Source organism: Mariniradius saccharolyticus AK6 (assembly GCF_000330725.2).
GTDB classification, from domain to species: Bacteria; Bacteroidota; Bacteroidia; order Cytophagales; family Cyclobacteriaceae; genus Mariniradius; species Mariniradius saccharolyticus.
The window spans coordinates 209490-232736 of record NZ_AMZY02000020.1 but is presented as its reverse complement, the minus strand read 5'-3'; the positions used below and the strand labels follow the sequence as shown (position 1 = coordinate 232736).

Here is a 23247-nt window from a genome sequence, read left to right as displayed (position 1 = left end):
GGTGCAAATTACGAGTTTTGTCCTTTTACGAAAATCATTTTTTACCTAGTGGAACGCTCACCAAAACCTTCGTTCCCAAGTGTTTTTGGCTATCAATTTGAATATCGCCGCCCAAAATCTGCACGAGGTGGTGGGTGATGGCCAGACCCAAGCCGGTTCCTTCATAACTCCTGCCATAGCCTTGGCTTTCCTGCTCAAACGGCTTGAATACGTTTTTCAAAAATCCCGGACTCATGCCAATCCCCTGATCCTCCACCAGCAGTTCAAGATTACGTTCCACCTGTCGCAACCGCACGGTGATCATGCCTTTTTCGGAATATTTGATGGCATTGCCCACGAGGTTGTTGACGATCATTTCGAACAGGCGCCGATCAATCAGCCCTATCAATGGCTGAGTTTCATATTTCGTTGAGAGCAACAGTCCCTTTTTGACCGCCAAACCCTTGAGAGGCATGAGGATTTTGGAAAGAAACTCATTGACGTTGGTCTCACGGTAATGGACCTCGATCTTGTTGGCTTCGATCCTGGACAGGTCGAGTATACTATTGATGGTACCGAGCAGCCTTTCACCGGATTCCTGTATGATCTCCAATTGGGAAACGAGCTCTTTGTCATGTGGTCGCTGGAGAATGATGTTTTCGGTACTTCCCAAGATGCCATTCAGCGGCGTCCGGATTTCATGACTGATGTTGGAAAGGAAATTGGATTTGACCTTGCTTGCTTCCTCAGCCTTCTCCTTGGCCACCTTAAGTCCGCGTTCGTAATCCTTTTTCCCGGTGATATCCCTAAAAACGGATAGGATGATGTTTTTACCCTCATAGTCCGACCTCAGTCTGGAAACATAAAGCTCGATGTCACGGTCCCCTCCACGAAGCGGCATTCTCATTTCAAAGGTACCTGCGTGTTTATTGGGATCATTGAGAGCACTGGCAATGAGCGGACGTGATTCCAGATAATATTCAGGTCTATAGAATAGGTCTTTGACGAAACCTTTTTCGAGTTCGGCAACTGTTTTCCTAACCATCTGCGCTAAGCTGGGGTTCACCGCTATAATTTTGCCACCTTCGACAGACAGCATCAAACCGTCCATAGAACTCTCCCATACGTTTTTAAATTGGTCCTCAGTCTGCAATACCTGCTTGCTTTTTTGGTCAATTGTTCGTGTGAGCAACACTTGTCGGCGAATATTTTCCAAGACCGTATTGAAGAGATATCCCACCAGGAGAAAGAAAAGCAAAACCAGAATAATGAACCAGACCTGCAAATATATCGGTCTCAAAATCCTGAACTTCTGAGATGAAATTGGCTCAGAAAATACGCCACCTTCCAAGCCGGCTTGCATCAAAAAGCGGTAAGTGCCATAAGGAAGATTACTGAATGTGAGGGAATTTGAGCGTGGGCTCACCATTTCCTGCCAGTCATCATGATAACCTTCCAGCTTATATCTCAGGACGAGGTTGTTGGGCTGTTTGAATGTGACCGCATGAAAATTCACCTGAACATTGTTGATCCCATAGGGAATGTTCTCGATGTCGATGGAATCTTTCTCATACCCGACTACAGCCAAAGAAACGATTTCCGTGAATGGCTTTTCCAATAAGTCCGTTTCCTGATCGCTCAAATACACTGACAAACCCCGATTGGTCCCGATCAAAACCTGTTTCCTACTTGTCTCAAGTAAGGCGCCCCTATTTACCTCCAGTCCTGAAAGGCCATTTTTCTCGTTGAAATGATCTACCTTTCCATTTCGGATGATGTAGACACCGTTATCTGTGCCGGCCCAAAGATGACCATTCGAGTCCTCAAGCAATGAATACACGGAGCGGGTGATTTTCTCACCGTTTACTGTCAAATATTGTAGTCCATTAGAATCCAGAACCCGGAGACCGTTTTCAGAACCGATAATCAATTCATTTCCTCTTTCCAAATAATCAAAACCGATCACGGTCAAATAGTTTTTACCCCGCCGAAATCCCTCCTGCACCGTCGGATTGCCTCCATGCAGCAGTATCAACCTACCGTCCGTAAGCTTCCCGACTTTTCGAACATAGAGATCAAAAAGTTCCAGCTCGTTGAGAATACTGGAAGTAATGTCGTTTTTGAAATGTTGTCCTTTGCGATTGGAGATATCGGACAGGTAAAGCCTGCTGCGACACATGATAAACAGGCTGTCCCCTACCACATCCACACCGTTGGCAAATATTCCTTCCGGATGTGGCTCAAACTCCAGTTGATTTGTCTTTGGATCAAATCTCCCCAATCCCCGGAGATTGGAAGAGAACCACACGATCCCATTTTTGTCGGTCGTGAAATTGGTGATCCTGAATTTTGGATGCCCGACTATCTCCTTTTCTCCCAAGAGGGTCTGCACTTCTGCCCCATCAAAAACCTGCAGGCCATCATTGAACCCCACCAAAATACTCCGATTTGAAAGTTCAGTCACCGCTGTTACCTCATCGTCCAAAAAGACCAAGGAATCAAAATTCATGAACGCCAGTGAATTGATATTGACCAAGCCTCGGTTAGTAATAATCCAAGTGATGTTTTCCCGGTCGACCAAAAACGAGTTGATGTGGTATGCCTTGAGCATATCATAGGAATCAATTTCCAAACTGAACCCAGATGTAGGATTATACTGGTAAAGCTGGGAGTTGTAAAAGAAAAACACCTTGCCTTTTGCCACCTGCAATCCGGAAAAATTGCTGGTGCTGTAGATATCCCTGGAAAACCGTCGGTGAATCACGGAATCAATCCTGTCGAAATTGGCACCAAATCCGAACAAGTCTTTCCCCAAGAAATAATAACGTCCGGAAAGGGAATCAAACTTAATATGTTCTACATTCGGTATTTCTGACTTGGCCTGAACCTGAAAAGGAACCAATTGCATGTTGTCGACCCTGAAAGCCTGCTTGTTGTGAAAAATCACCAAACCCTGAGGCCCGATGTTATGGGAACTATAATGTCCAACTTGGTCAGGTTTGTAAGAAAAAGACTTCCAAATCTTTCCATCGCCTACGTTGATGAGGTTTTCGGTCTCGAAGACAAATTGGTATTTCCCTGAGACTTTTGCAGCTACGAATCTATAATAGCTTTTCATTGGACTACTGTCCAAGCTTTCAGGGATGGCAAATTCCTTCCAAGTATCATTCTCGAGAAAAAACACCTTGGGCTGTTTTACCTTGTTGGCGATCCAAATCCTGCCGTCTTCATCCTTGAAAATGTGGACCAAGTTAGCAAGCTTACTCTGCACATCATCCGGAATGGGATAAGTCAAAAACCCATCCGAAAAGTACACCCCAAGAGCGGTATTGAACCAAATCCGCCCTTTGTCATCCTGCACCGCCTCATGTACAATTTCCGTGGGCAAATTGACCCCTTTGATTTGTTTGTTAAAGTAAAAAGTCTGGGCATTCCCTTCCATGCAAACCAGGAAAGCCAAGATGAGCAGTAAATATTTTAGCATAGGGCAGGTGAACGCCGTCTAAATTATGAAAAGATATCAACAGTGTAAATTAATCCGATAATGTTTCCCAATTCTTTTGCGGTAGGGGTGAATCTTTTATTTTTGTGCGAAACTTTAAAAATCGCAGCATGAGTGTTTTAGTCAATAAAGATTCCAAAATCATCGTGCAGGGCTTCACCGGGTCGGAGGGTTCTTTTCACGCGCAGCAAATGATCGAATACGGCACCAATGTGGTAGGCGGAGTGACTCCCGGTAAAGGAGGAACAAAGCACCTGGAAAAGCCTGTGTTCAACTCCGTGGAAGAGGCAGTCCTCAAGACAGGCGCTAACACTTCCATCATCTTCGTTCCACCGGCATTTGCCGCGGACGCCATCATGGAAGCTGCGGATGCTGGAATTAAAGTCATCATTGCGATTACAGAAGGTATTCCAGTAGCTGATATGATGAAGGCAAAGCCCTATATCAAAGAAAGAGGTGCTACGCTCATCGGCCCAAACTGCCCCGGAGTCATCACTCCAGGTGAAGCCAAAGTTGGTATCATGCCGGGTTTTGTCTTCAAAAAAGGAAGAATTGGCATTGTTTCTAAATCCGGAACGCTTACCTACGAAGCCGCAGACCAAATCGCAAAAGCTGGTCTCGGTGTTTCCACCGCCATCGGAATCGGAGGCGATCCGATAATCGGAACTTCCACCAGGGAAGCTGTCGAACTATTAATGAATGACCCTGAGACCGATGCGATCGTCATGATCGGAGAAATCGGCGGTAGCTATGAAGCAGATGCCGCCAGGTGGATCCGCGCCAATGGCAACAAAAAACCGGTCGTAGGATTTATTGCAGGACAAACTGCACCTCCCGGAAGAAGGATGGGTCATGCTGGTGCCATCATTGGTGGCGCCGATGATACCGCAGCCGCCAAAATGCGCATTATGGCCGAAAACGGCATCAATGTCGCCGAAAGCCCCGCGGAGATTGGTTCGTTGATGGCTAAGGTGCTGGGAGTGGTAGCTTAAGGAGATTAAACATTGAAATTCAAAAATTTGAACCGCCTTGGGAATCCGGGGCGGTTTTTTTTTTATTGTGTCGACACCGCTGTAGATCGAATACGTCAGTTCGCATTTGTTCAAATATCATCCTCCAAGACAACCCGCATTTTGGGGCCTTACCCCAAATACTTCGCCCTCGGAATCCTACCGTTTCTAAAACCAAGACCTATCTAGATAGCAAATCCGTCAATCTATCGCTTCAAATTCTTTTTCGAGCGTCTTATCTCCAACAAGTTGAAGGGTATACTTTCCCTTGGGAAGAAATTCTCTTTGATTGAGGAAATAGGGCAAGGGGCTCTTGTTTTCCCGGAGGATCAAATCCCAGCGGTACTGGTTCAATCCCTTTCGCCCGTCTATTTTCTTCGACCATTGCAAGACCTTTTTTTCGTCAAGAATATTGATGGAGACAGTCTTTGCCTCCGGCAACCAAAACGAGATCGTCATTTTCTCCAAGTCAAAATTGTGGAGCTTATCAAACCTTTCTGCTGGCAAAACGGTGACATTCCCTAGCGCTAGAAGCATTTCTTCATTGATCGATTTCTTGTCAAGTAACTCATACAGCGGCTTCAGGTTGACTTTGTAGATTCCGCGACCATGGGTGGATACGACCAGGTCATTGCTACGGGGTTCGACCTCGATATCCGATACGGCAGCCGGGGGGAAACCCTGTCCCAATTGTGACCAGGTTTTTCCCCGATCTGTGGATATATAGACCGCACGGTATAGCCCCGCATAAAGGACATTCTCAAATATCGGATCCTCCTTGATGACATAGGCAACCTCACCCGGTAAATTGCCTTTCAGGCTTTCCCAGGTCTTTCCTCCGTCCTCCGATTTGAAAAGATAGGTATTGAAATCGTCATAGTTGATGCCGGAAAGTGCCAGGTATACCCGTGACGACTGGTACTTGGAAGGCGTAACGCTGCGGACATAGGCATCAGGCAAACCATCGGACCTGTCTGTCCAAGTCTTCCCCCCATCAGGAGTCGACCACAGCAATCCTCTATCTGTCCCGGCATAGATCATCCCCTTTTCAAGCGGAGATTCCACCAAAGCACTGACTGCAAGGGAAGTTTTGTTGGAATTGCCGTTCTTAGTCAAATCTGGACTAATCACCTTCCAATCGTCACCACGGTTTTCACTCTTTAACACATAATTCCCGCCGAGATAAAGTTCCCGGTTATCAAACTCCGAAAGAAAATAGGGAGAGATAAAATGATAATTCAATTCAACACCCATTTTCTCGGAATTGGGTCGTACTGGTTTGGAATTTCCCGTCTTCAGGTCCATTCGTCGGATGGCACCTTCCTGCGCGCTGTAGTAGATTGTCATCGAATCGACTGGATCTATAACCGTGATGCAACCGTCACCTCCGCTCCAGGGATCAATCCAAAGGTATTGCCAACCGTCTTGGCGCTTGGGGTTCCATTCCCTGGAAGGCCCAAAAACTGTCGCATTGTCTTGGGTGCCACCATAAATCTTGTAGGGGGTTCCTTTGTCGAGCGTGATGTCATAAAACTCCCCCGTTGGGATGTTGTTGTAGTGCATCCACGATTGTCCTTTGTCGTAACTCACATAGAATCCCCCATCATTTGCCAATGCAATGTGGCTGCTGTTCGTCGGGTTGATCCAAATTTCACATTGGTCCAAGTGTAAGGGATCTGCCGGATTTGGAAACAAGTGGTAAACGTCACCTGCAACGATTTCAAACGTTTTGCCGCCATCCTTGCTATGTGCCAGCCGAACTCCCAAGGCGTAAATCTCATCGTCATCGTGCGCATCAACGACGATATCGGCGAAGTACCAACCGATCACGGAGTTGATCATCAACTCATCGGTGTGGGTTCTTTTCCAAGATTTGGCACCGTCAAGACTTAGATACACCTCTGCTGCCCCGACCTCTTCGGCATCCAAACCGTCCTTATTTCTGTGGTCCATCAAGGCATAGACTTTGTCAGGATTTTGACGGGAAACCGCCAAGCCGATCCGACCGCGGCCTTCTCCCACAGGAATGCCAGAATCCTGCCTTTTCCAAGTTTTTCCACCATCCACACTTTTGAAGACACCACTGTTTTTCCCATTTACTGTCGGATAGCTTTCCCATACCGAAGCATAAAGCGTGTTGGGGTCAGATGGCGCTATGACGATATCGTTGGCGCCGGTTTGGTCATTGACATAAAGTACAAGCTCCCAGTCTTTGCCACCATTGAGCGATCGGTAAATTCCCGGTGGGGATTGGTGGTCCACAAATGGCCGAGCACGGCGACGTACACGATATCCGGATTGGTCGGATGAACCACCACCTTGGCGATATGCCAAGAGTCATCGAGACCGAGGTGACGCCAAGTCTCCCCACCGTCGTCAGAACGGTACATCCCGGTCCCAGGCATCGTGAAGTTCCTGGGTTTCTTTAAGGTCTCTCCGGTACCGAGGTAGATGATACTGGTATTGGACGGAGCCAAAGCAAAGTCACCGACGCTATAGGATGCCTCTTTGTCAAAAATCGGTTTCCAAGACAAACCATTGTTGGTTGTCTTCCACAGACTCCCCGATCCAAATCCCAAGTAAATGGTACCGGGATGCTGCATGTCCACCTGAAATGCTTCTACTAGGGCGCTGTTGCCTACTGGGCCAAGGGGAATCCAATTCAAGCCGTAGATTGATTGCTCTTGATGCCACAAATGCTCCTGAAAGGACCTAACCAAGGGCGACTGGGGCTGCTGGGCATATCCGGCAGCACTAAGAAAAGCAGCTATAAGTAATGGGAGAAAGTTGACTAGTTTGGAAGGCTTTATTGTTGCTGCGGAAAATGTGCTAGGATCGGCTATCATATGGAGGTGGTATTTTTCGGTAGAAAGAAAAAAATATAACGACAATTATCCCATTTGCCAAAAATTGTAAACTAAGCGACCTCGAAACCCTCCAATCACTCCCAAAGCACTTTTCGGCTCCCCGGTCTATTCAGAAGCTTGACCCAAGTGGCTCCAAATTTTACAATCTTCCAATCTTTCAATTTTCCAATCCTTCTATTCCGTACCTTTGCGCCTTCAAATCCGAGCTTCATGATTTCAGTTGACAATATTTCGGTCATCCACGGCGGGCGGGCGCTGTTCAGCGATATTTCTTTTGCCATCAACGACACCGACAAAATCGCCTTGATGGGCAAAAACGGCGCAGGAAAGTCCACCATGCTCAAGATTATCGCAGGCATCACCAAGCCTTCCAAAGGAAACATTTCCGCCCCGAAAGACGCCGTGATTTCCTACCTCCCACAGCACTTGCTGACCGAGGACAACTGTACGGTATTTGAAGAAACCTCCAAGGCATTCGCCTATTACCTCGGCATGAAGGCCGAAATCGAGCGACTCAACGAGGAACTGACGGTGCGCACGGATTATGACTCTGAGGATTATTACAAAATCATCGAAAAAGTCTCCGAGCTGAGCGAAAAATTCTACTCCATCGAAGAGATCAACTACGAAGAGGATGTCGAAAAAGTACTCCTCGGCCTTGGATTCGAACGGGAGGACTTCCATCGTCCCACGGGGGAGTTTTCCGGAGGATGGCGTATGCGGATCGAGCTGGCGAAAATCCTGCTCCAAAAACCCGACCTTATTCTGCTCGATGAGCCGACCAACCACTTGGACATCGAGTCGATCCAATGGCTGGAGGAATTCCTGACCAACGAAGCCAAAGCTGTCGTCGTCATCTCCCACGACAGGGCCTTTGTCGACAATATCACCAACCGTACCATCGAAGTGACGATGGGGAGGATTTACGACTACAAGGCAAAGTACAGCCACTACCTCCAACTCAGAAAAGAACGCCGCGAGCAGCAGCAGAAGCAATACGACGAGCAGCAGAAGTTTATCGCCGAGACGACACAGTTTATCGAAAGGTTCAAAGGCACCTACTCCAAGACCCTCCAAGTCCAATCCCGGGTCAAAATGCTCGAGAAACTGGAACTCGTGGAGGTCGACGAGGTGGACAATTCTGCGCTGCGCCTGAGATTTCCCCCTTCCCCAAGATCAGGTAAGTACCCCGTCATTGTCGAAGACTTGTCCAAAGCATACGGTGACCATGTGGTATTCAAAAATGCCTCCATGACCATCGAGCGGGGGGAGAAAGTGGCTTTCGTCGGCAAAAACGGTGAAGGCAAATCCACCATGGTCAAGGCCATCATGGGAGAGATCGACTTCGAAGGCAAGTGTGAATTGGGCCACAACAGCATGATTGGCTATTTTGCCCAAAATCAAGCCTCTCTGCTAGACGAAAACCAAACCATCTTCGAAACCATCGACAACATCGCGGTGGGCGAAATCCGCGCAAAGATCAAGGATATCCTCGGCGCCTTCATGTTTGGTGGCGACGATATCAACAAAAAGGTCAAGGTGCTCTCAGGTGGCGAAAAAACGCGCTTGGCGATGATCAAGCTGCTCTTGGAACCCGTCAACCTACTCATCCTCGACGAACCGACCAATCACCTCGATATCCGTACCAAGGATATCATCAAGGAAGCCCTGAAAGAGTTTGACGGCACTTTGATCCTCGTTTCCCATGACAGGGATTTTCTGGACGGTCTGGCGACGAAGGTTTTTGAGTTTGGGCAAAAACGCGTCAGGGAGCATTTCGAAGACATCAACGGCTTCTTGAGAAACAAGAAACTGGAAAACCTGCGCGAAGTGGAGAGATCATCCAAATCCTGATTTAGGATTTGGAATCATCCGTGCTGATGCTCGGGTTCGCTGAGGTTTTTTTCTCCTCTTTTTTCCCCAATTCTGTTGGGCGGATGATGTTTTCCTGAATCAATCCCGGAAATGATTTCACGTAGATGTCCCGCTGTGGGAATGGTATCTCCACACCATTTTCTTGGAAAGATTTGAAAATCCCGCGCATCACTTTGTCCCGTATTGCTACCCACACGTCTACATCGTCGACCCAAAAGAGTACCCTGAAATTGACGGAGTTGTCCGCAAATGTCTGCAGAAATACCCTCGGTGCCGGCAGATGCAGAATTCCTTCGACGGAAAGCTGCTCCTCTATCAGCTTGGTGACATGGTCCATGTCCGAGTGGTAAGCGACCCCGATGATCAATTCCACCCGACGCTTTTTATCCGATAGGGTCCAGTTGGTCAGTTGATGAGCCAGCAAATCGCCATTGGGAATGATGATATCCGCACCGTCCCAGTTTTTGATTTTGCTGGACCTGATGCCAATCTCCTTGACAATTCCCTCAATCTGCCCGACCTGTACCGTGTCGCCAATCTGTATCGGCCTTTCAAATGCCAGAATGATCCCAGACACCAGGTTGTTGACGATCGTCTGCAAACCGAATCCAATACCCACCGACAGGGCACCGAGCACAATCGCGATTTTGTCCACGGGAATCCCTGACGCTGCAAAGGCGATGATGATGCCCAATGTGAATATCCCAAGTCGGATCAAGAGAATTGACGAACCCAATCGCTTGCTCCGAGCACCCGCATACTGCTCGTCTTTTATAGAAGCAAAAAACGCTACGGTATTTGAAATGAACCCGGCAAAATAAATCGCGAGTACAAAGACGAATACCTGCGCGAACGTAAACGACGCGTTGAGGATATTTCGGGGTTTCTCCAAAAACTCAAACGAAAAGTCCAGAATGAGGTCCAGCATGTAGAGACTGTCCAAAAAATAGTAACCCCAAATCGTGATGGCCAAAACCGTAAAAAGCGAATTGATACGCTTTTGGATCCCTTGAAAATCAAGCGAGGAGGTGTAGCCGGCATAATCTTTTCTGCTTACCTCTACCTGAATGTAGATCAACTCTTTGATGATAATCACAAAAATCACAAGACTCACCGCATGCATCATGCTCAGCGTGCCTGTGATACCAACCATTTTGCTCAGGCTAAATCTTCCCAAAACATTCGCCAAGATCGAAACCACCTGAAACAAAACATATACGGACACAATCGGGGCAAAATAAGGAGGAATGTTTTCATCCTTGACCTTTACCAGCTTCAGGAACCTCAGCGTGACAAAGATTCCCAAAAGGTTAAAGACAATTAAATGCCACCGCTCCTGGTATGCCACGTCCCAATACAATTTGCTGAGCATATTGAACAGGAATAGCACAAACATGAGCAGCCATAGACGAAAAGCATTGGAACTCACCCTTTTTCTTATCATGAACCCTGAAGCAATGACGATCATCAGGAGCAAAAAGGATGAGAAAGACTGGGGCGGATTGGGATAAAAAAACGGTGCTATGGCCAAAACAACCATGATCGCCGACAAAAATGGGAACTTATGGACATACTTTAGCCTTCCAAAAATAATATCCGAAAACTCCTTGTTAACGCGGATCTGCTTGAGATTCCTCGATATCCATCGGTACAAGATCAAGATCACAATCAACAGGAATATGCTCAAACCCGGAAACTCCTTCAGGTAGCTGTTGATGATGAGGAAATTAAACCCAAAAGACTGCGAAAATATGTCTGCTATACGCTCTGTTTTTGGAAAATCCGACGGGTTCCAAATGTAATTCATCTCCCGTCGGTAGGTATTTCGCTCAATTTTGCGCTTTTCCGTTTTTACAATCTCACCAATGTTTTCGATCTGTAGGGATATCGCCGCCAACTTGTACTGATACTCCGCGGTGTGGATTCGCTCCAGATTGAGGATGCTATCGGTTTCTGATACTTTTTGCTTTAGATCATTGAGGGACTCCTGAAATTCCGGCAAAAGAAGCGTGTCACGCAACGTATAAAGCATAACATCATCTGCCTTGATGCTGTCAAACTGCGCCTTGGCTAGGATCAATTCATCCATGCGCTCGTTGATCATTTGGTTGACCTCAGCGGCCCTCTTTTCCGCCAACCCTACCAAATATTCCAGGGCACTGATCAACCGAAGATTCGGCCTGTTGCTATTCTCCTTCAAGCGGGCGTCAACATTTGTAACAAAGCGCTCCATGCGGGGAATCGCCTCGTTGATTCTTGCCGTATCCAAACCCTTCTCAAGCGTCCTGGTAATTAAATTTATCGCCCTTGAATAGTCTCCGATCTTGCGGATGTTATTTTCCAATGATGGTACTGGTCGCGGGGCAACTTGCTCTTCGAGAGTGTCCACCTTGACAATCAAACTATCGATGAGCGGTTGAATACGAGGTAATTGGGCTTGGGATGAAAAAATAAATACCGAATTAAAAATCACGCAAAACAGGATCCTGGTAAAGTGCCTCATGGTTCACCTTTTTTCTCTAAATGTAATCAGTTTTCATCCAACCTGAAATATGAAAACGCCCTCCATTTTATACATTCCCCGCAAAAATCATCCCTTCAAAGTGTCATTTTGGCAATATATTCGAAAAATTCCATCAAATTCAAGTCAAAATGACCGAAAAATTGGATTGGTATATTTTTCTCTCCAAAGCGAGTTATCAAACATTGCATCTCAAAGAAAACAATAACGACTATGAAACTCGCCAGATTCAACCAACTCGACCCAGCGTATCCCGCATCATTTAGCACGCTTTTGGATCGCTTCTTCCAAGATTCCATCGGCCAAAATGTAAAACAATTTACTCCTGCCGTGGACATTGCCGAGGATGAAAAGCAGTATGAGATCCATGTATCTGTCCCAGGCATGAAAAAGTCGGATTTTGACTTGGACATCCTCGATGGCAAGCTGACCATATCCGGAGAACGCAAAATGGAAGAAAAGAAGGAAGGAAAAAACTTCCACACCGTAGAAACACTCTATGGATCATTTAAGCGAACCTTCTTCGTCCCCGACGATGTCCGCGCAGAAGAAATCCAAGCCACCTATGAAGATGGGCTTTTGAAAATCACATTGCCGAAAGCAGAAAAGAAAGTCAACAAGTCAAAAATCGAAGTAAAATAAGGCAAGTGGGGAAACCCACTTCCTTTTTTTTTGTTATCACCCTGTAGGTTTGTCTGGGCATTCAGAAGCCTGTTAAACCTTGTTAAATACCGCCTGTTCCCGTCAAAATTTGCTTGGTATTTGATACCAGCAAGCCGTAAATTTCGTCATTATCAGAACTTGAAAACCTAAATCAACATGAATAGAAAGCAGTTCTTCCTTGGAATCATACTCGCATCTGCAGTGGGCGCCTTGGTCGCATTGGCAGGCGTCAATTACCTGATGAAGCAAAATACAGCTTCCTCATTTAGCCAAAAGCAAGACACGAGCCTTGTCAATTGGCTTTCCGACGACAAGTTTGTAATCCCTGATGGGATCAATTTTGTGGCTTCAGCCGAAATGGTCACCCCGGCGGTAGTCCATATCAAAAGCAATGTTTCCGTAGACCAAAGCCAAATGGGTGCCGATCCTTTTGAGGAGTTTTTCGGCTTCCGAAATCCAAACCGTGGACAGCAGCCGAGAGAGGCACGTAGTTCGGGTTCGGGCGTAATCATCTCTGAAGACGGGTACATCGTAACCAATAACCACGTCATCGAAAATGCTTCACGCATCGACGTATCACTTGAGGACAACACCCGGTATACCGCCCGTGTCATTGGAACCGATCCGACAACTGATTTGGCATTGCTCAAAATCGAAGCCAAAGCCCTTCCTTACGTAAGATTCGGGGACTCAGACAAAGTTCGCGTCGGTGAATGGGTTCTTGCAGTGGGCAATCCTTTTGACTTAACGTCTACCGTGACCGCGGGCATCATCAGTGCCAAAACAAGGAACATCGGTATTTTGAGGGATTTGGAAAACAACCTTCAGATCGAATCCTTTCTCCAAACGGACGCAGTCGTCAATCCAGGGAACTCGGGTGGTGCATTGGTCAACTTGGCGGGTGAACTGATAGGCATCAATACTGCAATTGCTTCCAGAACTGGGACTTTCAATGGTTATGCCTTTGCCATACCAAGCTCTATCGTGAAAAAGGTTATGGATGACTTGCTAGAGTTTGGAGCCGTACAAAGGGGTCTTTTGGGCGTACAAATCCGCGACGTATCCCCCGAACTGGAAGAGACACTGAATGAAAAACTCTATACTTCCAAGGGCGTGTATGTGGTTGATGTTAACGAAGGTGGCGGCGGTGCGGACGCAGGGTTGAAGGCAGGAGACGTGATTATTGGCGTCGACGGCGTGGAGACAAACAATGTGGCCAAGCTCCAGGAAATGGTCGCAAGGAAACGCCCTGGCGACAAAGTCGAAGTCAAATACCTCAGAAAAGGGAAAGAGGGCAAAACAACGGCAATGCTGAAAAATATTTCCGGTGACACCAAAATCGTGAAGAAAGAACCACCAAAGGTATTGGCATTTGATGGCCTGACTTTTGAAGACGTCAATACAGGCGTGAAGCAAAGACTGGAAATAGACGGTGGTGCCGCAATCGTATCGGTCGAAAATGAAAATTGGACTAAATCCGGGGCAAGAGCAGGGTTCATCATCACCTCGATTATTGGTTCCAACGGTCGCACTAAAATCTCTGGTGCAGAAAATTTGATTGAAGTCCTGAAAAGAAATAAAGGCGAAGAAATAGTCGTTTTAGGCCTCTACCCCAACGGGCAAGAGTACTACTTCGAAGTAAAAGTTGATTAGAAGTGTTCATTTGTTTTGTGTTTTGAAAATCCGGCCCGAGCATTTGGGCCGGTTTTTTTGTCCTTTCCATTCGGCACCAAAAGAAAAAATGGGCCACTTGATCGATCCAAAAAACCTTCCCGATCTACTTCAAGTTTGTATATTCGTCACACAAACCCAAATTTAACTTTACGACAATGCATTTTGAACTGAACGAGCATCAGCGGATGATTGCCCAAATGGTCCGCGATTTTGGAGCGAAGGAAATCACACCTTTTCGCAAAGAATGGGACGATCACCAGATTTTCCCGAGGGATTTATTTCGAAAACTAGGTGAGCTTGGACTGATGGGCGTGTTGGTGCCAGAAAGTTATGGCGGGTCAGGATTCGGCTATTTCGAATATGTCACCGCCATTGCCGAACTGGCGAAGCTGGATCCGGGAATTGCCCTATCGATGGCTGCCCACAATTCGCTCTGCACCAACCATATCCTGATGTTTGGCAACGAGGAGCAAAAGCAGAAGTACCTTCCCAGACTGGCTTCCTGCGAATACCTTGGCGCTTGGGGACTCACCGAACCCAACACCGGTTCGGATGCTGCCAACATGCGTACAGTAGCTGTCAAGCATGGGGAATATTACATCCTCAACGGCGCAAAGAATTTTATCACCCATGGTGTATCCGGAGACGTCGCCGTCGTGATTGCCAGGACAGGGGATCTTGGTGATTCACATGGGATGACCGCTTTTGTTTTGGACAAAGGAACGCCTGGGTTTCGGGGCGGAAGAAAAGAGGACAAACTTGGAATGCGGGCATCTGAAACCGCTGAATTGATTTTTGAAGATTGCAAAGTCCACGAAAGCCAAATACTGGGCGAAGTGGGGGAAGGATTCATCCAGTCCATGAAAGTCCTCGATGGCGGCCGAATCTCCATCGCAGCACTTTCACTTGGAATAGCAGAAGGTGCTTTGGAAGCCTCGCTCCAATACTCGAAAGAACGGCACCAATTCAACAAACCGATCAGTAGTTTCCAAGGGATATCCTTCAAACTCGCGGATATGGCCACACAAGTCGAAGCAGCAAGGCTATTGACATTCAAAGCGGCGGATCTGAAAAATCGCGGCGAAAAGGTAACCCTGGCCGGCGCTCAGGCCAAGTATTATGCCTCGGAAGTCGCTGTCAGCGTATCCAATGACGCTGTACAGATATTTGGCGGCTACGGATTCACCAAAGATTACCCTGTAGAAAAATACTACCGCGACGCCAAACTTTGCACAATCGGCGAAGGCACCTCCGAAATCCAAAAAATCGTGATTTCGAGAGAGGTCCTGAGATAATGAAAAATCCCCCCTCGGATTATGTATCTAAAGGGGGGATCGTTAAATCAATTTTCCGCTTTCTCCTCCTACCCCAACATCAAATAAACCCCCGCTGCAATAGACGCGCCGACAATTGGACCCAAGATCGGTACCCAACTGTATCCCCAATCGCTACTGCCCTTGCCCTTGATGGGCAGGAGTTGGTGCACCAGTCTCGGCCCAAAATCCCGCGCGGGGTTAATGGCATAGCCTGTAGTACCACCAAGCGACAATCCAATTACCCAAACCAAAAAAGCAACCGGAATCGCCCCAACCGAGCCCAAACCTATTGGCACCTTGGTTTCTCCCTCCAAGTTCGCACCAGTGATATACAAAATGACAAAGACCAGCACAAACGTGCCCACAACTTCGGAAATCACACTCGTAGAAAAATTGCGAATGGCTGGATCGGTGCAAAAAGGCGCACGTTTCAGCCCGGACGAATCCGCCAAATCAAAATGATCCCGGTACATAGACCAAGTCACAAACGAACCTGTCATGGCGCCCGCCACTTGGGCGAAGATGTAGCCCGGGGCCAATGCCCATCCGAACTTCCCCGTGAGTGCCAATCCTAGTGTCACTGCCGGATTGAGGTGGGCTCCGCTATATGGGCCCGCCACTACTACACCACAAAAAACCGCCAAGGCCCAGCCCGTCGTGATGGCGATCAATCCACCGCCATTTCCTTTTGTCCCCGGGAGAATAGCGTTGGCTACTACGCCAGACCCCAGCAATATCAATATTGCTGTTCCGATGTACTCTGCAATAAATGGATTCATAGCTCTACCCAGTTTTTAGATCTTTCGACTGCTTTATGCCAAAACTTCAACAAATGATTTACCTTTTCGACTGCCATTTTTGGCTCAAAATCCCGGTCTGACTCCCATAGTTTTTGGATTTCATCCTCTGACTTCCAAAATCCCACGGCCAATCCAGCCAAAAAAGCCGCTCCAAGAGCGGTAGTTTCGATGATTTTCGGCCTCCGGATCTTCGTTTGAAGGATATCCGACTGAAACTGCATCAGGAAGTTGTTGGCCGTGGCGCCACCGTCTACCCGCAATTCCTTGACAGGATCACCGCTATCCTTTTGCATGGCATCGAGTACATCACGCACCTGATAAGCGATCGCCTCCAATGCCGCCCTTGTCATATGCGCAATTGTAGTCCCACGTGTAATTCCGAAAAAAGCGCCCCGAGCATTTTGGTCCCAATGGGGTGCTCCAAGCCCCGCCATGGCCGGGACGAAATACACGCCATCGTTATCTGCCAAGCTTTGCGCCAGTTGTTCGCTTTCTTTCGCATGGCCAAATAATTCAATGCCATCCCGCAACCATTGGATAGCAGCGCCACCGATAAAGACGGAACCTTCCAATGCATAATTGACTTTACCGTTGACCTCCCAGGCAATGGTCGTGAGCAGCTTGTTCCGGGATTTAACCGGGGTTTCGCCGGTATTCATCATGAGAAAGCAACCAGTACCGTAGGTGGTCTTTGCCATACCCGGAGAGGTGCAAAGTTGGCCGAAAAGTGCTGCCTGTTGATCACCTGCGATGCCTGCAATCGGCAAAGGTACCGGGAACAAATACTCCGAAGTGTGCCCATAAATCTCAGAACTAGACTTCACCTCGGGCAGCATGGATGCAGGTATGTCAAAAAGCTCCAGCAGATCCTTGTCCCATTTCTTTTCGAAAATATTGAAAAGCATTGTCCGGCTGGCGTTGGATACGTCTGTGACGTGAACCTTGCGGTGGGTGAGGTTCCATACCAGCCAAGTGTCGATGGTCCCGAAAGCCAGTTCCCCCCTTTCTGCCTGATCCCTGGCGCCTGCCACATTATCCAGGATCCATTTTACTTTGGTAGCTGAGAAATAGGCATCCAACACCAATCCAGTTTTGGACGCTACCAATTCCTCCTTGCCCTCGGTCTTGAGTTGGTCCACATAGGCTGCCGTGCGCCGGTCCTGCCAAACGATCGCATTATAGATTGGTTTACCGTTTTTCCGTTCCCATACCACGGTTGTCTCCCGTTGGTTGGTAATGCCGATGCCAACAATGTCCTTGGCCTTGATCCCGCCTTTGGCCAATGATTCTGCGAGGACTGCGGATTGGGTGGACCATATTTCCGTAGGATCGTGTTCAACCCATCCGGCTTTGGGAAAATGTTGTTTGAATGGCCGTTGGGCCACACACTCGATCTCGCCATCATGATTAAAAATGATGGACCTCGAACTGGTCGTCCCTTGGTCCAAGGCCAGAATGTAAGCTTTCGATTTGGTCATTTTGGGTTGGGTTTGTATAGAAAGTTTTTGTTTCAAAAACAAAAGCTATTGAAGCGCAGCCATTCTAGATGATGTATTTGCTGGATACCTTTTCAAAATCAGCCAACTGCCCTGATATCCATTCAGCATCTTTTCCGATCTCATTTGCCATAATCCGGGCAACTTTTGGCGCCATGGCCTTTGCAGCTTTGGCATCCAGTAATAGTACCCTCAATCGCCTTGAAAGCACGTCTTCAAGCTTTGCTGGCATTTCGTTCCTTACGATCCAAACGACTTCCGCAGCGGTATAGGGGTGATCGGGATGCAGCCGTTCTGCCAATTCCGGTTTGTCCTTCATCATGGCCCGAATATGATCTGCATCCGAACCGTACACGGACAAGGGACCTTGTTCGGGCTTGGCCACGTAGCCGTGGAGTTTGATATCAGCGGACTTGCTCGGCTGTATGGATATGCCTGTCACCTTTGGAAAATGCTTGACCGTATCCTCACCCATTTGCCTGAAAGTCGTCCACTTTCCTCCCGTAATCGTCACCAGCTTGGAATCAGACACGATAACCTTATGCGTACGTGAAATCTCCTTGGTTTTGGCACCGTCTTCCTTTGGTGCAGCCAATGGCCTCAGCCCCGCAAAAACGGACAATACATCGGCTCGGGTCGGCTTTTTTGCCAAATATGCCTGCGCGGTCTCCAACACAAAATCAATCTCCTTTTCCAAAGCTTCAGGTTCAAGTTGAGGCTTGTCCTTGAGTGTATCTGTGGTCCCGACCACCAACTTTCCATGCCATGGAACCGCAAACAGTACCCTTCCATCCGAAGTCTTGGGAATCATCAGGGCATCTTTCCCCCCCAAGAATGACTGGTCAAAAACCAAGTGTATGCCTTGGCTCGGCTGTATGCTTTTCCGCGCACCGGAATTGTCCATTTTTAGAATCTTGTCAGCAAAGACACCCGTAGCATTGACGACCATTTTGGACTTGACCTGCAAATGATTTTGATCAATCTGGTCCACAAATCTGACGCCGCTGATCGCGCCATTTTCATCTTTCAAAAGGTCAGTGACTTTGGCGTAGTTGAGCACGCAGCCTCCCATTTCGGTGCAAGTTTGGGCCAAGGCGACTATCATCCGCGCGTCATCAAACTGCCCATCGTGATAGACGACGCCACCTTTCAGACCTTCCTGTTTAATCTGCGGGAGCCTGTTGATGGTTTCTGACTTTCCAATGAACCGGGATTTGCCCAATCTCCATTTACCTGCCATCCAATCGTAAATCTTCAACCCGACGCTATATTGGACACGGTCAAACCATGAATAAATCGGAATGATAAAAGGCTGATTGTTTGTCAGGTGGGGAGCATTGGCAAGGAGCCTTCCCCTTTCCTTAAGGGCTTCCAAAACTAGGAGAATATCGCCCTGTGCCAAGTAACGTACACCACCGTGAAGCAGCTTTGTACTGCGGCTAGAGGTGCCCTTGGCAAAATCTGATTTGTCCAACACCACCACGGATAAGCCCCTTGAAAGGGCGTCAAGTGCGACTCCAAAGCCTGATGAACCTCCTCCTACTACCACTAGGTCCCAAATTTTATCCTGATTGCCTTTTAAAATGTCCAGATTTGAAGACCTGTTCATAAAGAAAAATTTTTTCTTTCTAAGGTAAATCAAAAATCAGCCAAATGAAAGTTGACAAGGATCAGATGCAGGATGTTTTTTGTGATGCCATAAATGCCAGTGAATCCTCGCCCACAAAGCAAAAAGGCCGGTGAATCCAGCAAAAAAAATATTCGGAAGACTCAGAAAAGAAATAAGCGGACCGCCGGAAAGTCTGCCTCAATAGTCCTTGTAAACTTTTCTCCGCACCGACGACCCACCATCCGAATCCAGTACCACCTCAAAAATAAAATCATATTCGATGTCCTGTAGTTCGGGATACTTTTCCCCTTCGCCGACAAAATAATTCGCCACATGGGGAATGGTGTTGCTGTGTCCCACAACCAGGATATTTCCTTCTCGGCTTCTCAATTCCTTTACCAAAGCATCATGTTCCTTCGGATCATAGACCTCGATTTCGAGTCCCAATGCACTTGAAAGCGGTTTGGCGGTGGCTTTTGTACGGATCGTATTGGTGCTAAAAATGTGGCGTATATCGCTTTTCTCCAGGATTTGGGCGAGTTTCTTCGCCCTCACTGTACCGGCCACACTCAATTCCGGATCATCGCCTACCAGCTGTTTCTCCGCATGCCGAACAAGAAAGATGGTTTTTGGCTGCTGATTCTTTGCGCATGAAGCCAACAAGAAGAAAGAAAGGCCAAAAAGAAGGAATCCAGTTGATTTAAAAAGCGTGAATATTCTCATAAAAAACTAGTTTTTAGATATCGTAAGGATTCTATTTGTAAGCCAATTTGCAATCTCCTTATTGAAAACGGGCAAGGTGAATTTTTCGGCCACGATTCCATCCTTAACGATAAAATGGGTCGGCGAAGTAACGACCCCATACTTCATTTCAACTTCCTTCCGGTTTAGGTGAACAGTCTTGTAGCCAAAGTCACTCTTTTTCTTAATATACCTCATCGCCTTTTCAGGAGAACTCATGCAAATTCCGAGAAATAAAACTTCGGGATTTCCAGAGAAACTATCTCTGACATCTTTTAAGAAAAGTTCCTCCTGTACACATCCTGTACAGCCAACGAACCAAATCTTAACAAGTACTGTCTTGTTTGACAATGCAGTATTTTCAATTTGTTCACCTTCAATAGTCTTCTCGAAACCGAACGGAAAAACATTTCCAACTTTCGGCCCTTGGGTCCTAAAATCCTCTGGAAATACCTTTTCTACACCGTTTTGATCAATCAATACTGATTGAGGATAAACCGATAGACATATAAACATTAAAAGGGTTAAGAAAAGAAACGTTCTTGGCATGACTATACCCGATTTTTTCGCCGAAAACAATTTAGAATCTAGACAATATGATCTGCGACCAAATATCCAATTATCACATTCAAAACCCAAGTGCTATTCCTAAATGTATCTCAATTCCGCCATTCTAAACCGTCAATCTCGAATCTCCTTACCCGCTGTAGCTGTTATCCACATGCTGATCGCTTGTCTTGAGCGGTTCCAGATCAAGATATTGCTCCCAAAACTGCTCCTCGGGAAGCGCAGCTCTCAGATAAAGCTTTTCTTTTTTGATCGGGTGCACAAAGACCAAGTGGAAGGCATGCAGGTTGATACTGCCATCGGGATTGGGCTTATCAAATCCATATTTCACGTCTCCCCGTATCGGGCAGCCCATCGATGCGAGCTGCACGCGGATTTGGTGGGGACGCCCGGATATCGGACGGACTTCGAGCAGCCAGTGGTCATTCAATTTGCCTAGGGCCTTGTAATTCAATTCGGCCTTTTGGGAACCAGGCACTTCGCGTTCGTGCGCCGTCACCACATTCTTGCTTTCATCTTTGGTCAGCCAATGGGTCAGTTTACCGACCTCTTCTTTCGGCCTCTTTTTCACGATCGCCCAATAAACCTTGTGGATATCCCGCTTGCGAAACAGTTCCATCATGCGCTCGAGGCCTTTGGAAGTACGGGCAAACACTACCAAACCACTAACCGGTCTATCCAAACGGTGTACCGGATGCAAAAATACTTCTCCGGGCTTGTTGTACTTGCGGGCAATATAGTCCTTGCAGTATTCCGTCAAGGTCTTGTCACCAGTTTGGTCGCCTTGTACCAAAATTCCAGCAGCCTTATTGACCACCAAGAGGTGGTTGTCTTCATAGACGACTGAAAAGGGTTTCTTCTTCATTTCTTTTTTTGTTTATCCTTCCGCACGATTCCAAAATTTCTCCTTGGCTACACCTGCCGACGGAAATTTCTCTACTACTTCTCTGTCAATCAGCCTCAAAACTCTGAGGTAAAATGGAACTCAATTTCGGGATAGTTATCCTGCACCATCTGCAGCCAAGCACGGGACTCTGCCATAAATACCAGCTTGTCATCCTTGTCCCTGGCGATGTGCCGGCTTTTGGAACGCACAAATTCATCCAACTGCTTCTTATCCGTGCTGCTGATCCAGCAGGCTTTGTACAAGTTCATCGGCGCAAATTCGACCGAGGCATTGTACTCGTTTTTGAGCCTGAATTGGATGACTTCGAATTGAAGTTGTCCGACGGTACCGACAACTTTTCTGTTGCCGATTTCATAGCTGAAATACTGGGCTACCCCCTCTTCCATGAGTTGTCGCAAGCCCTTTTCAAGCTGCTTGGTCTTCATGGCGTCCTTGTTGATGACCTCTTTGAAAATCTCCGGCGAAAAGCTCGGGATCCCCTTGAAAGTCATATTTTCTCCCTCCGTCAAGGTATCCCCGATCTTCAGGTTGCCTGTGTCATACAAGCCTACGATATCGCCTGGGAAAGCCTCATCGATGATTTCACGGTCCTGGGCCATGAATTGGGTCACGTTGGAGAAGCGCAGGGGCTTGGGTCCTCGGACGTGGTTGTAGGGCTTGTTCCTTTCAAACTTGCCTGAGCAAATCCTCAAAAACGCAATCCTGTTCCGATGGTTGGGATCCATATTGGCATGGATCTTAAACACAAAACCCGAAAACTTGGGCTCCTCAGGCTTCACTTCCCGTTCTTCAGTAAACCTGCTCTTTGGCGTCGGAGCGATGCGGATGAAGGTGTCCAACATTTCGTTGACGCCGAAATTATTGACGGCCGAGCCAAAGAACACTGGCGCCACCTTTCCGTCCAAGTATTCATTGACATCGAATTCCGGATAGACTCCCTCGATCAGTTCGACATCATCACGGAGTTGGTTGGCATTGGAAGTACCGATAAGTTCATCGAGTTTCTTGTCTGCCAGGTCTTCAATGATGATGCGGTCGTCACTGAGTTTGCGCTGACTTGGCGTAAAGAGGTTCAGTTTTTTTTCGTAAAGATTGTATACACCTTTGAAACCCTTGCCCATTCCAATCGGCCAAGACAATGGACGTACTTTGATGTTGAGTTTTTCTTCTACCTCATCCAGCAAGTCATAAGGATCCCTGCCTTCGCGATCCAGTTTGTTGATAAAACAAATCACGGGCGTATTGCGCATGCGGCAGACTTCCATCAACTTTTCAGTTTGAATCTCGACGCCTTTGACGCAATCGATGACCATGATTACGGAATCCACTGCTGTCAACGTCCTGTAGGTATCTTCCGCAAAATCCTGGTGACCTGGTGTATCCAACAGGTTGATTTTGACTCCTTGGTACTCGAATCCCATCACTGAAGTCGCCACCGAAATACCCCTTTGCTTTTCGATTTCCATCCAGTCGGACTTGGTAGCGGTATCGATCTTGTTGGATTTTACCGCGCCGGCCGTTTGGATCGCTCCTCCAAAAAGCAAAAGCTTTTCTGTAAGCGTGGTTTTACCGGCATCTGGGTGGGCAATAATGGCGAAAGTGCGTCTTTTTTTGATTTCTTGACTCAGACTCATGGAGACAGGTGCTTCATTTTCAGCCTGCAAAGGTACGGTTTTAATCGCTAGAATGTTAACCAGGCTAGGAATAAATGAATCGTGGC

The 23247-nt window shown here is 47.3% G+C and carries 16 protein-coding genes; 5 read left to right on the top strand and 11 right to left on the bottom strand.

Annotation, left to right across the window (positions count from 1 at the left end; translation table 11 throughout):
* Positions 1-34: 34 nt before the first annotated feature.
* Positions 35-3463 carry a sensor histidine kinase gene (locus C943_RS19505; protein ID WP_040481420.1) on the bottom strand — a complete coding sequence of 1143 codons (3429 nt, stop codon included), beginning with the start codon at positions 3461-3463 and terminating at the stop codon, positions 35-37.
* A 128-nt stretch (positions 3464-3591) separates the two neighbouring features.
* Between C943_RS19505 and sucD the strand changes: the two genes are divergently transcribed.
* On the top strand, positions 3592-4473 hold the full coding sequence (gene sucD, locus C943_RS19500) for a succinate--CoA ligase subunit alpha (RefSeq protein ID WP_008631394.1): 882 nt from the start codon (positions 3592-3594) through the stop codon (positions 4471-4473).
* A 219-nt stretch (positions 4474-4692) separates the two neighbouring features.
* On the opposite strand, the gene C943_RS19495 is transcribed toward sucD, so the two are convergent.
* Complete coding sequence (locus tag C943_RS19495; protein WP_157198625.1) at positions 4693-6753, bottom strand: beta propeller repeat protein; 2061 nt, start codon at positions 6751-6753, stop codon at positions 4693-4695.
* The gene (locus C943_RS19490) at positions 6645-7337 is read right to left on the bottom strand and encodes a WD40/YVTN/BNR-like repeat-containing protein (protein WP_008631391.1); all 693 of its coding nucleotides are present in this window, start codon (positions 7335-7337) and stop codon (positions 6645-6647) included. Before C943_RS19490 ends, C943_RS19495 begins: the two co-directional genes overlap by 109 nt.
* A 231-nt stretch (positions 7338-7568) precedes the next feature.
* Here C943_RS19490 and C943_RS19485 point away from each other — a divergent pair, with 231 nt between their 5' ends.
* Positions 7569-9212: an ABC-F family ATP-binding cassette domain-containing protein gene (locus tag C943_RS19485; protein ID WP_008631390.1), complete on the top strand. Its 1644-nt coding sequence runs from the start codon at positions 7569-7571 to the stop codon at positions 9210-9212.
* A gap of 1 nt (position 9213) precedes the next feature.
* On the opposite strand, the gene C943_RS19480 is transcribed toward C943_RS19485, so the two are convergent.
* Positions 9214-11736, bottom strand: coding sequence for a mechanosensitive ion channel family protein (locus C943_RS19480; RefSeq protein WP_008631389.1), 2523 nt, complete (start codon positions 11734-11736; stop codon positions 9214-9216).
* Positions 11737-11967: 231 nt separating this feature from the next.
* Between C943_RS19480 and C943_RS19475 the strand changes: the two genes are divergently transcribed.
* The 3 genes from C943_RS19475 to C943_RS19465 all read left to right on the top strand — a co-directional run bounded on the left by C943_RS19475 (position 11968) and on the right by C943_RS19465 (position 15386).
* Positions 11968-12396, top strand: a complete 429-nt coding sequence (locus tag C943_RS19475) for an Hsp20/alpha crystallin family protein (RefSeq protein ID WP_008631387.1) — start codon at positions 11968-11970, stop codon at positions 12394-12396.
* A 177-nt stretch (positions 12397-12573) separates the two neighbouring features.
* Positions 12574-14070: a Do family serine endopeptidase gene (locus tag C943_RS19470; protein WP_008631385.1), complete on the top strand. Its 1497-nt coding sequence runs from the start codon at positions 12574-12576 to the stop codon at positions 14068-14070.
* Positions 14071-14246: 176 nt separating this feature from the next.
* The gene (locus tag C943_RS19465) at positions 14247-15386 is read left to right on the top strand and encodes an acyl-CoA dehydrogenase family protein (protein WP_008631383.1); all 1140 of its coding nucleotides are present in this window, start codon (positions 14247-14249) and stop codon (positions 15384-15386) included.
* A 68-nt stretch (positions 15387-15454) separates the two neighbouring features.
* On the opposite strand, the gene C943_RS19460 is transcribed toward C943_RS19465, so the two are convergent.
* From C943_RS19460 to C943_RS19430, 7 genes are all read right to left on the bottom strand, one after another.
* Positions 15455-16186 carry an MIP/aquaporin family protein gene (locus C943_RS19460; protein WP_008631381.1) on the bottom strand — a complete coding sequence of 244 codons (732 nt, stop codon included), beginning with the start codon at positions 16184-16186 and terminating at the stop codon, positions 15455-15457.
* A complete protein-coding gene (glpK, locus tag C943_RS19455) occupies positions 16183-17685 on the bottom strand; it encodes a glycerol kinase GlpK (RefSeq protein WP_040481414.1) in 1503 nt (500 codons plus the stop codon). The genes C943_RS19460 and glpK overlap by 4 nt, the downstream gene beginning before the upstream one ends.
* 64 nt (positions 17686-17749) lie before the next feature.
* Complete coding sequence (locus tag C943_RS19450) at positions 17750-19312, bottom strand: glycerol-3-phosphate dehydrogenase/oxidase (RefSeq protein WP_008631378.1); 1563 nt, start codon at positions 19310-19312, stop codon at positions 17750-17752.
* A gap of 198 nt (positions 19313-19510) precedes the next feature.
* Positions 19511-20035 carry a SixA phosphatase family protein gene (locus C943_RS19445; RefSeq protein ID WP_008631375.1) on the bottom strand — a complete coding sequence of 175 codons (525 nt, stop codon included), beginning with the start codon at positions 20033-20035 and terminating at the stop codon, positions 19511-19513.
* A gap of 6 nt (positions 20036-20041) precedes the next feature.
* On the bottom strand, positions 20042-20602 hold the full coding sequence (locus C943_RS19440) for a TlpA family protein disulfide reductase (RefSeq protein ID WP_157198624.1): 561 nt from the start codon (positions 20600-20602) through the stop codon (positions 20042-20044).
* 148 nt (positions 20603-20750) lie between these two features.
* Entirely contained in the window at positions 20751-21485 is a 735-nt protein-coding gene (locus C943_RS19435) for an RluA family pseudouridine synthase (RefSeq protein ID WP_008631363.1), read from the bottom strand.
* A 95-nt stretch (positions 21486-21580) separates the two neighbouring features.
* Positions 21581-23161, bottom strand: a complete 1581-nt coding sequence (locus C943_RS19430) for a peptide chain release factor 3 (RefSeq protein ID WP_040481409.1) — start codon at positions 23159-23161, stop codon at positions 21581-21583.
* Positions 23162-23247 lie beyond the last annotated feature (86 nt).

Excerpts from the sequence above, each read along its gene's own strand:
- sucD (WP_008631394.1), top strand. The coding sequence starts at position 3,592 with ATGAGTGTTTTAGTCAATAAAGATTCCAAAATCATCGTGCAGGGCTTC.
- C943_RS19505 (WP_040481420.1), bottom strand. The coding sequence starts at position 3,463 with ATGCTAAAATATTTACTGCTCATCTTGGCTTTCCTGGTTTGCATGGAA.
- C943_RS19475 (WP_008631387.1), top strand. The coding sequence starts at position 11,968 with ATGAAACTCGCCAGATTCAACCAACTCGACCCAGCGTATCCCGCATCA.
- C943_RS19480 (WP_008631389.1), bottom strand. The coding sequence starts at position 11,736 with ATGAGGCACTTTACCAGGATCCTGTTTTGCGTGATTTTTAATTCGGTA.
- C943_RS19440 (WP_157198624.1), bottom strand. The coding sequence starts at position 20,602 with ATGCCAAGAACGTTTCTTTTCTTAACCCTTTTAATGTTTATATGTCTA.
- C943_RS19460 (WP_008631381.1), bottom strand. The coding sequence starts at position 16,186 with ATGAATCCATTTATTGCAGAGTACATCGGAACAGCAATATTGATATTG.
- C943_RS19470 (WP_008631385.1), top strand. The coding sequence starts at position 12,574 with ATGAATAGAAAGCAGTTCTTCCTTGGAATCATACTCGCATCTGCAGTG.
- C943_RS19465 (WP_008631383.1), top strand. The coding sequence starts at position 14,247 with ATGCATTTTGAACTGAACGAGCATCAGCGGATGATTGCCCAAATGGTC.
- C943_RS19490 (WP_008631391.1), bottom strand. The coding sequence starts at position 7,337 with ATGATAGCCGATCCTAGCACATTTTCCGCAGCAACAATAAAGCCTTCC.
- C943_RS19450 (WP_008631378.1), bottom strand. The coding sequence starts at position 19,312 with ATGAACAGGTCTTCAAATCTGGACATTTTAAAAGGCAATCAGGATAAA.
- glpK (WP_040481414.1), bottom strand. The coding sequence starts at position 17,685 with ATGACCAAATCGAAAGCTTACATTCTGGCCTTGGACCAAGGGACGACC.
- C943_RS19435 (WP_008631363.1), bottom strand. The coding sequence starts at position 21,485 with ATGAAGAAGAAACCCTTTTCAGTCGTCTATGAAGACAACCACCTCTTG.
- C943_RS19485 (WP_008631390.1), top strand. The coding sequence starts at position 7,569 with ATGATTTCAGTTGACAATATTTCGGTCATCCACGGCGGGCGGGCGCTG.
- C943_RS19430 (WP_040481409.1), bottom strand. The coding sequence starts at position 23,161 with ATGAGTCTGAGTCAAGAAATCAAAAAAAGACGCACTTTCGCCATTATT.
- C943_RS19445 (WP_008631375.1), bottom strand. The coding sequence starts at position 20,035 with ATGAGAATATTCACGCTTTTTAAATCAACTGGATTCCTTCTTTTTGGC.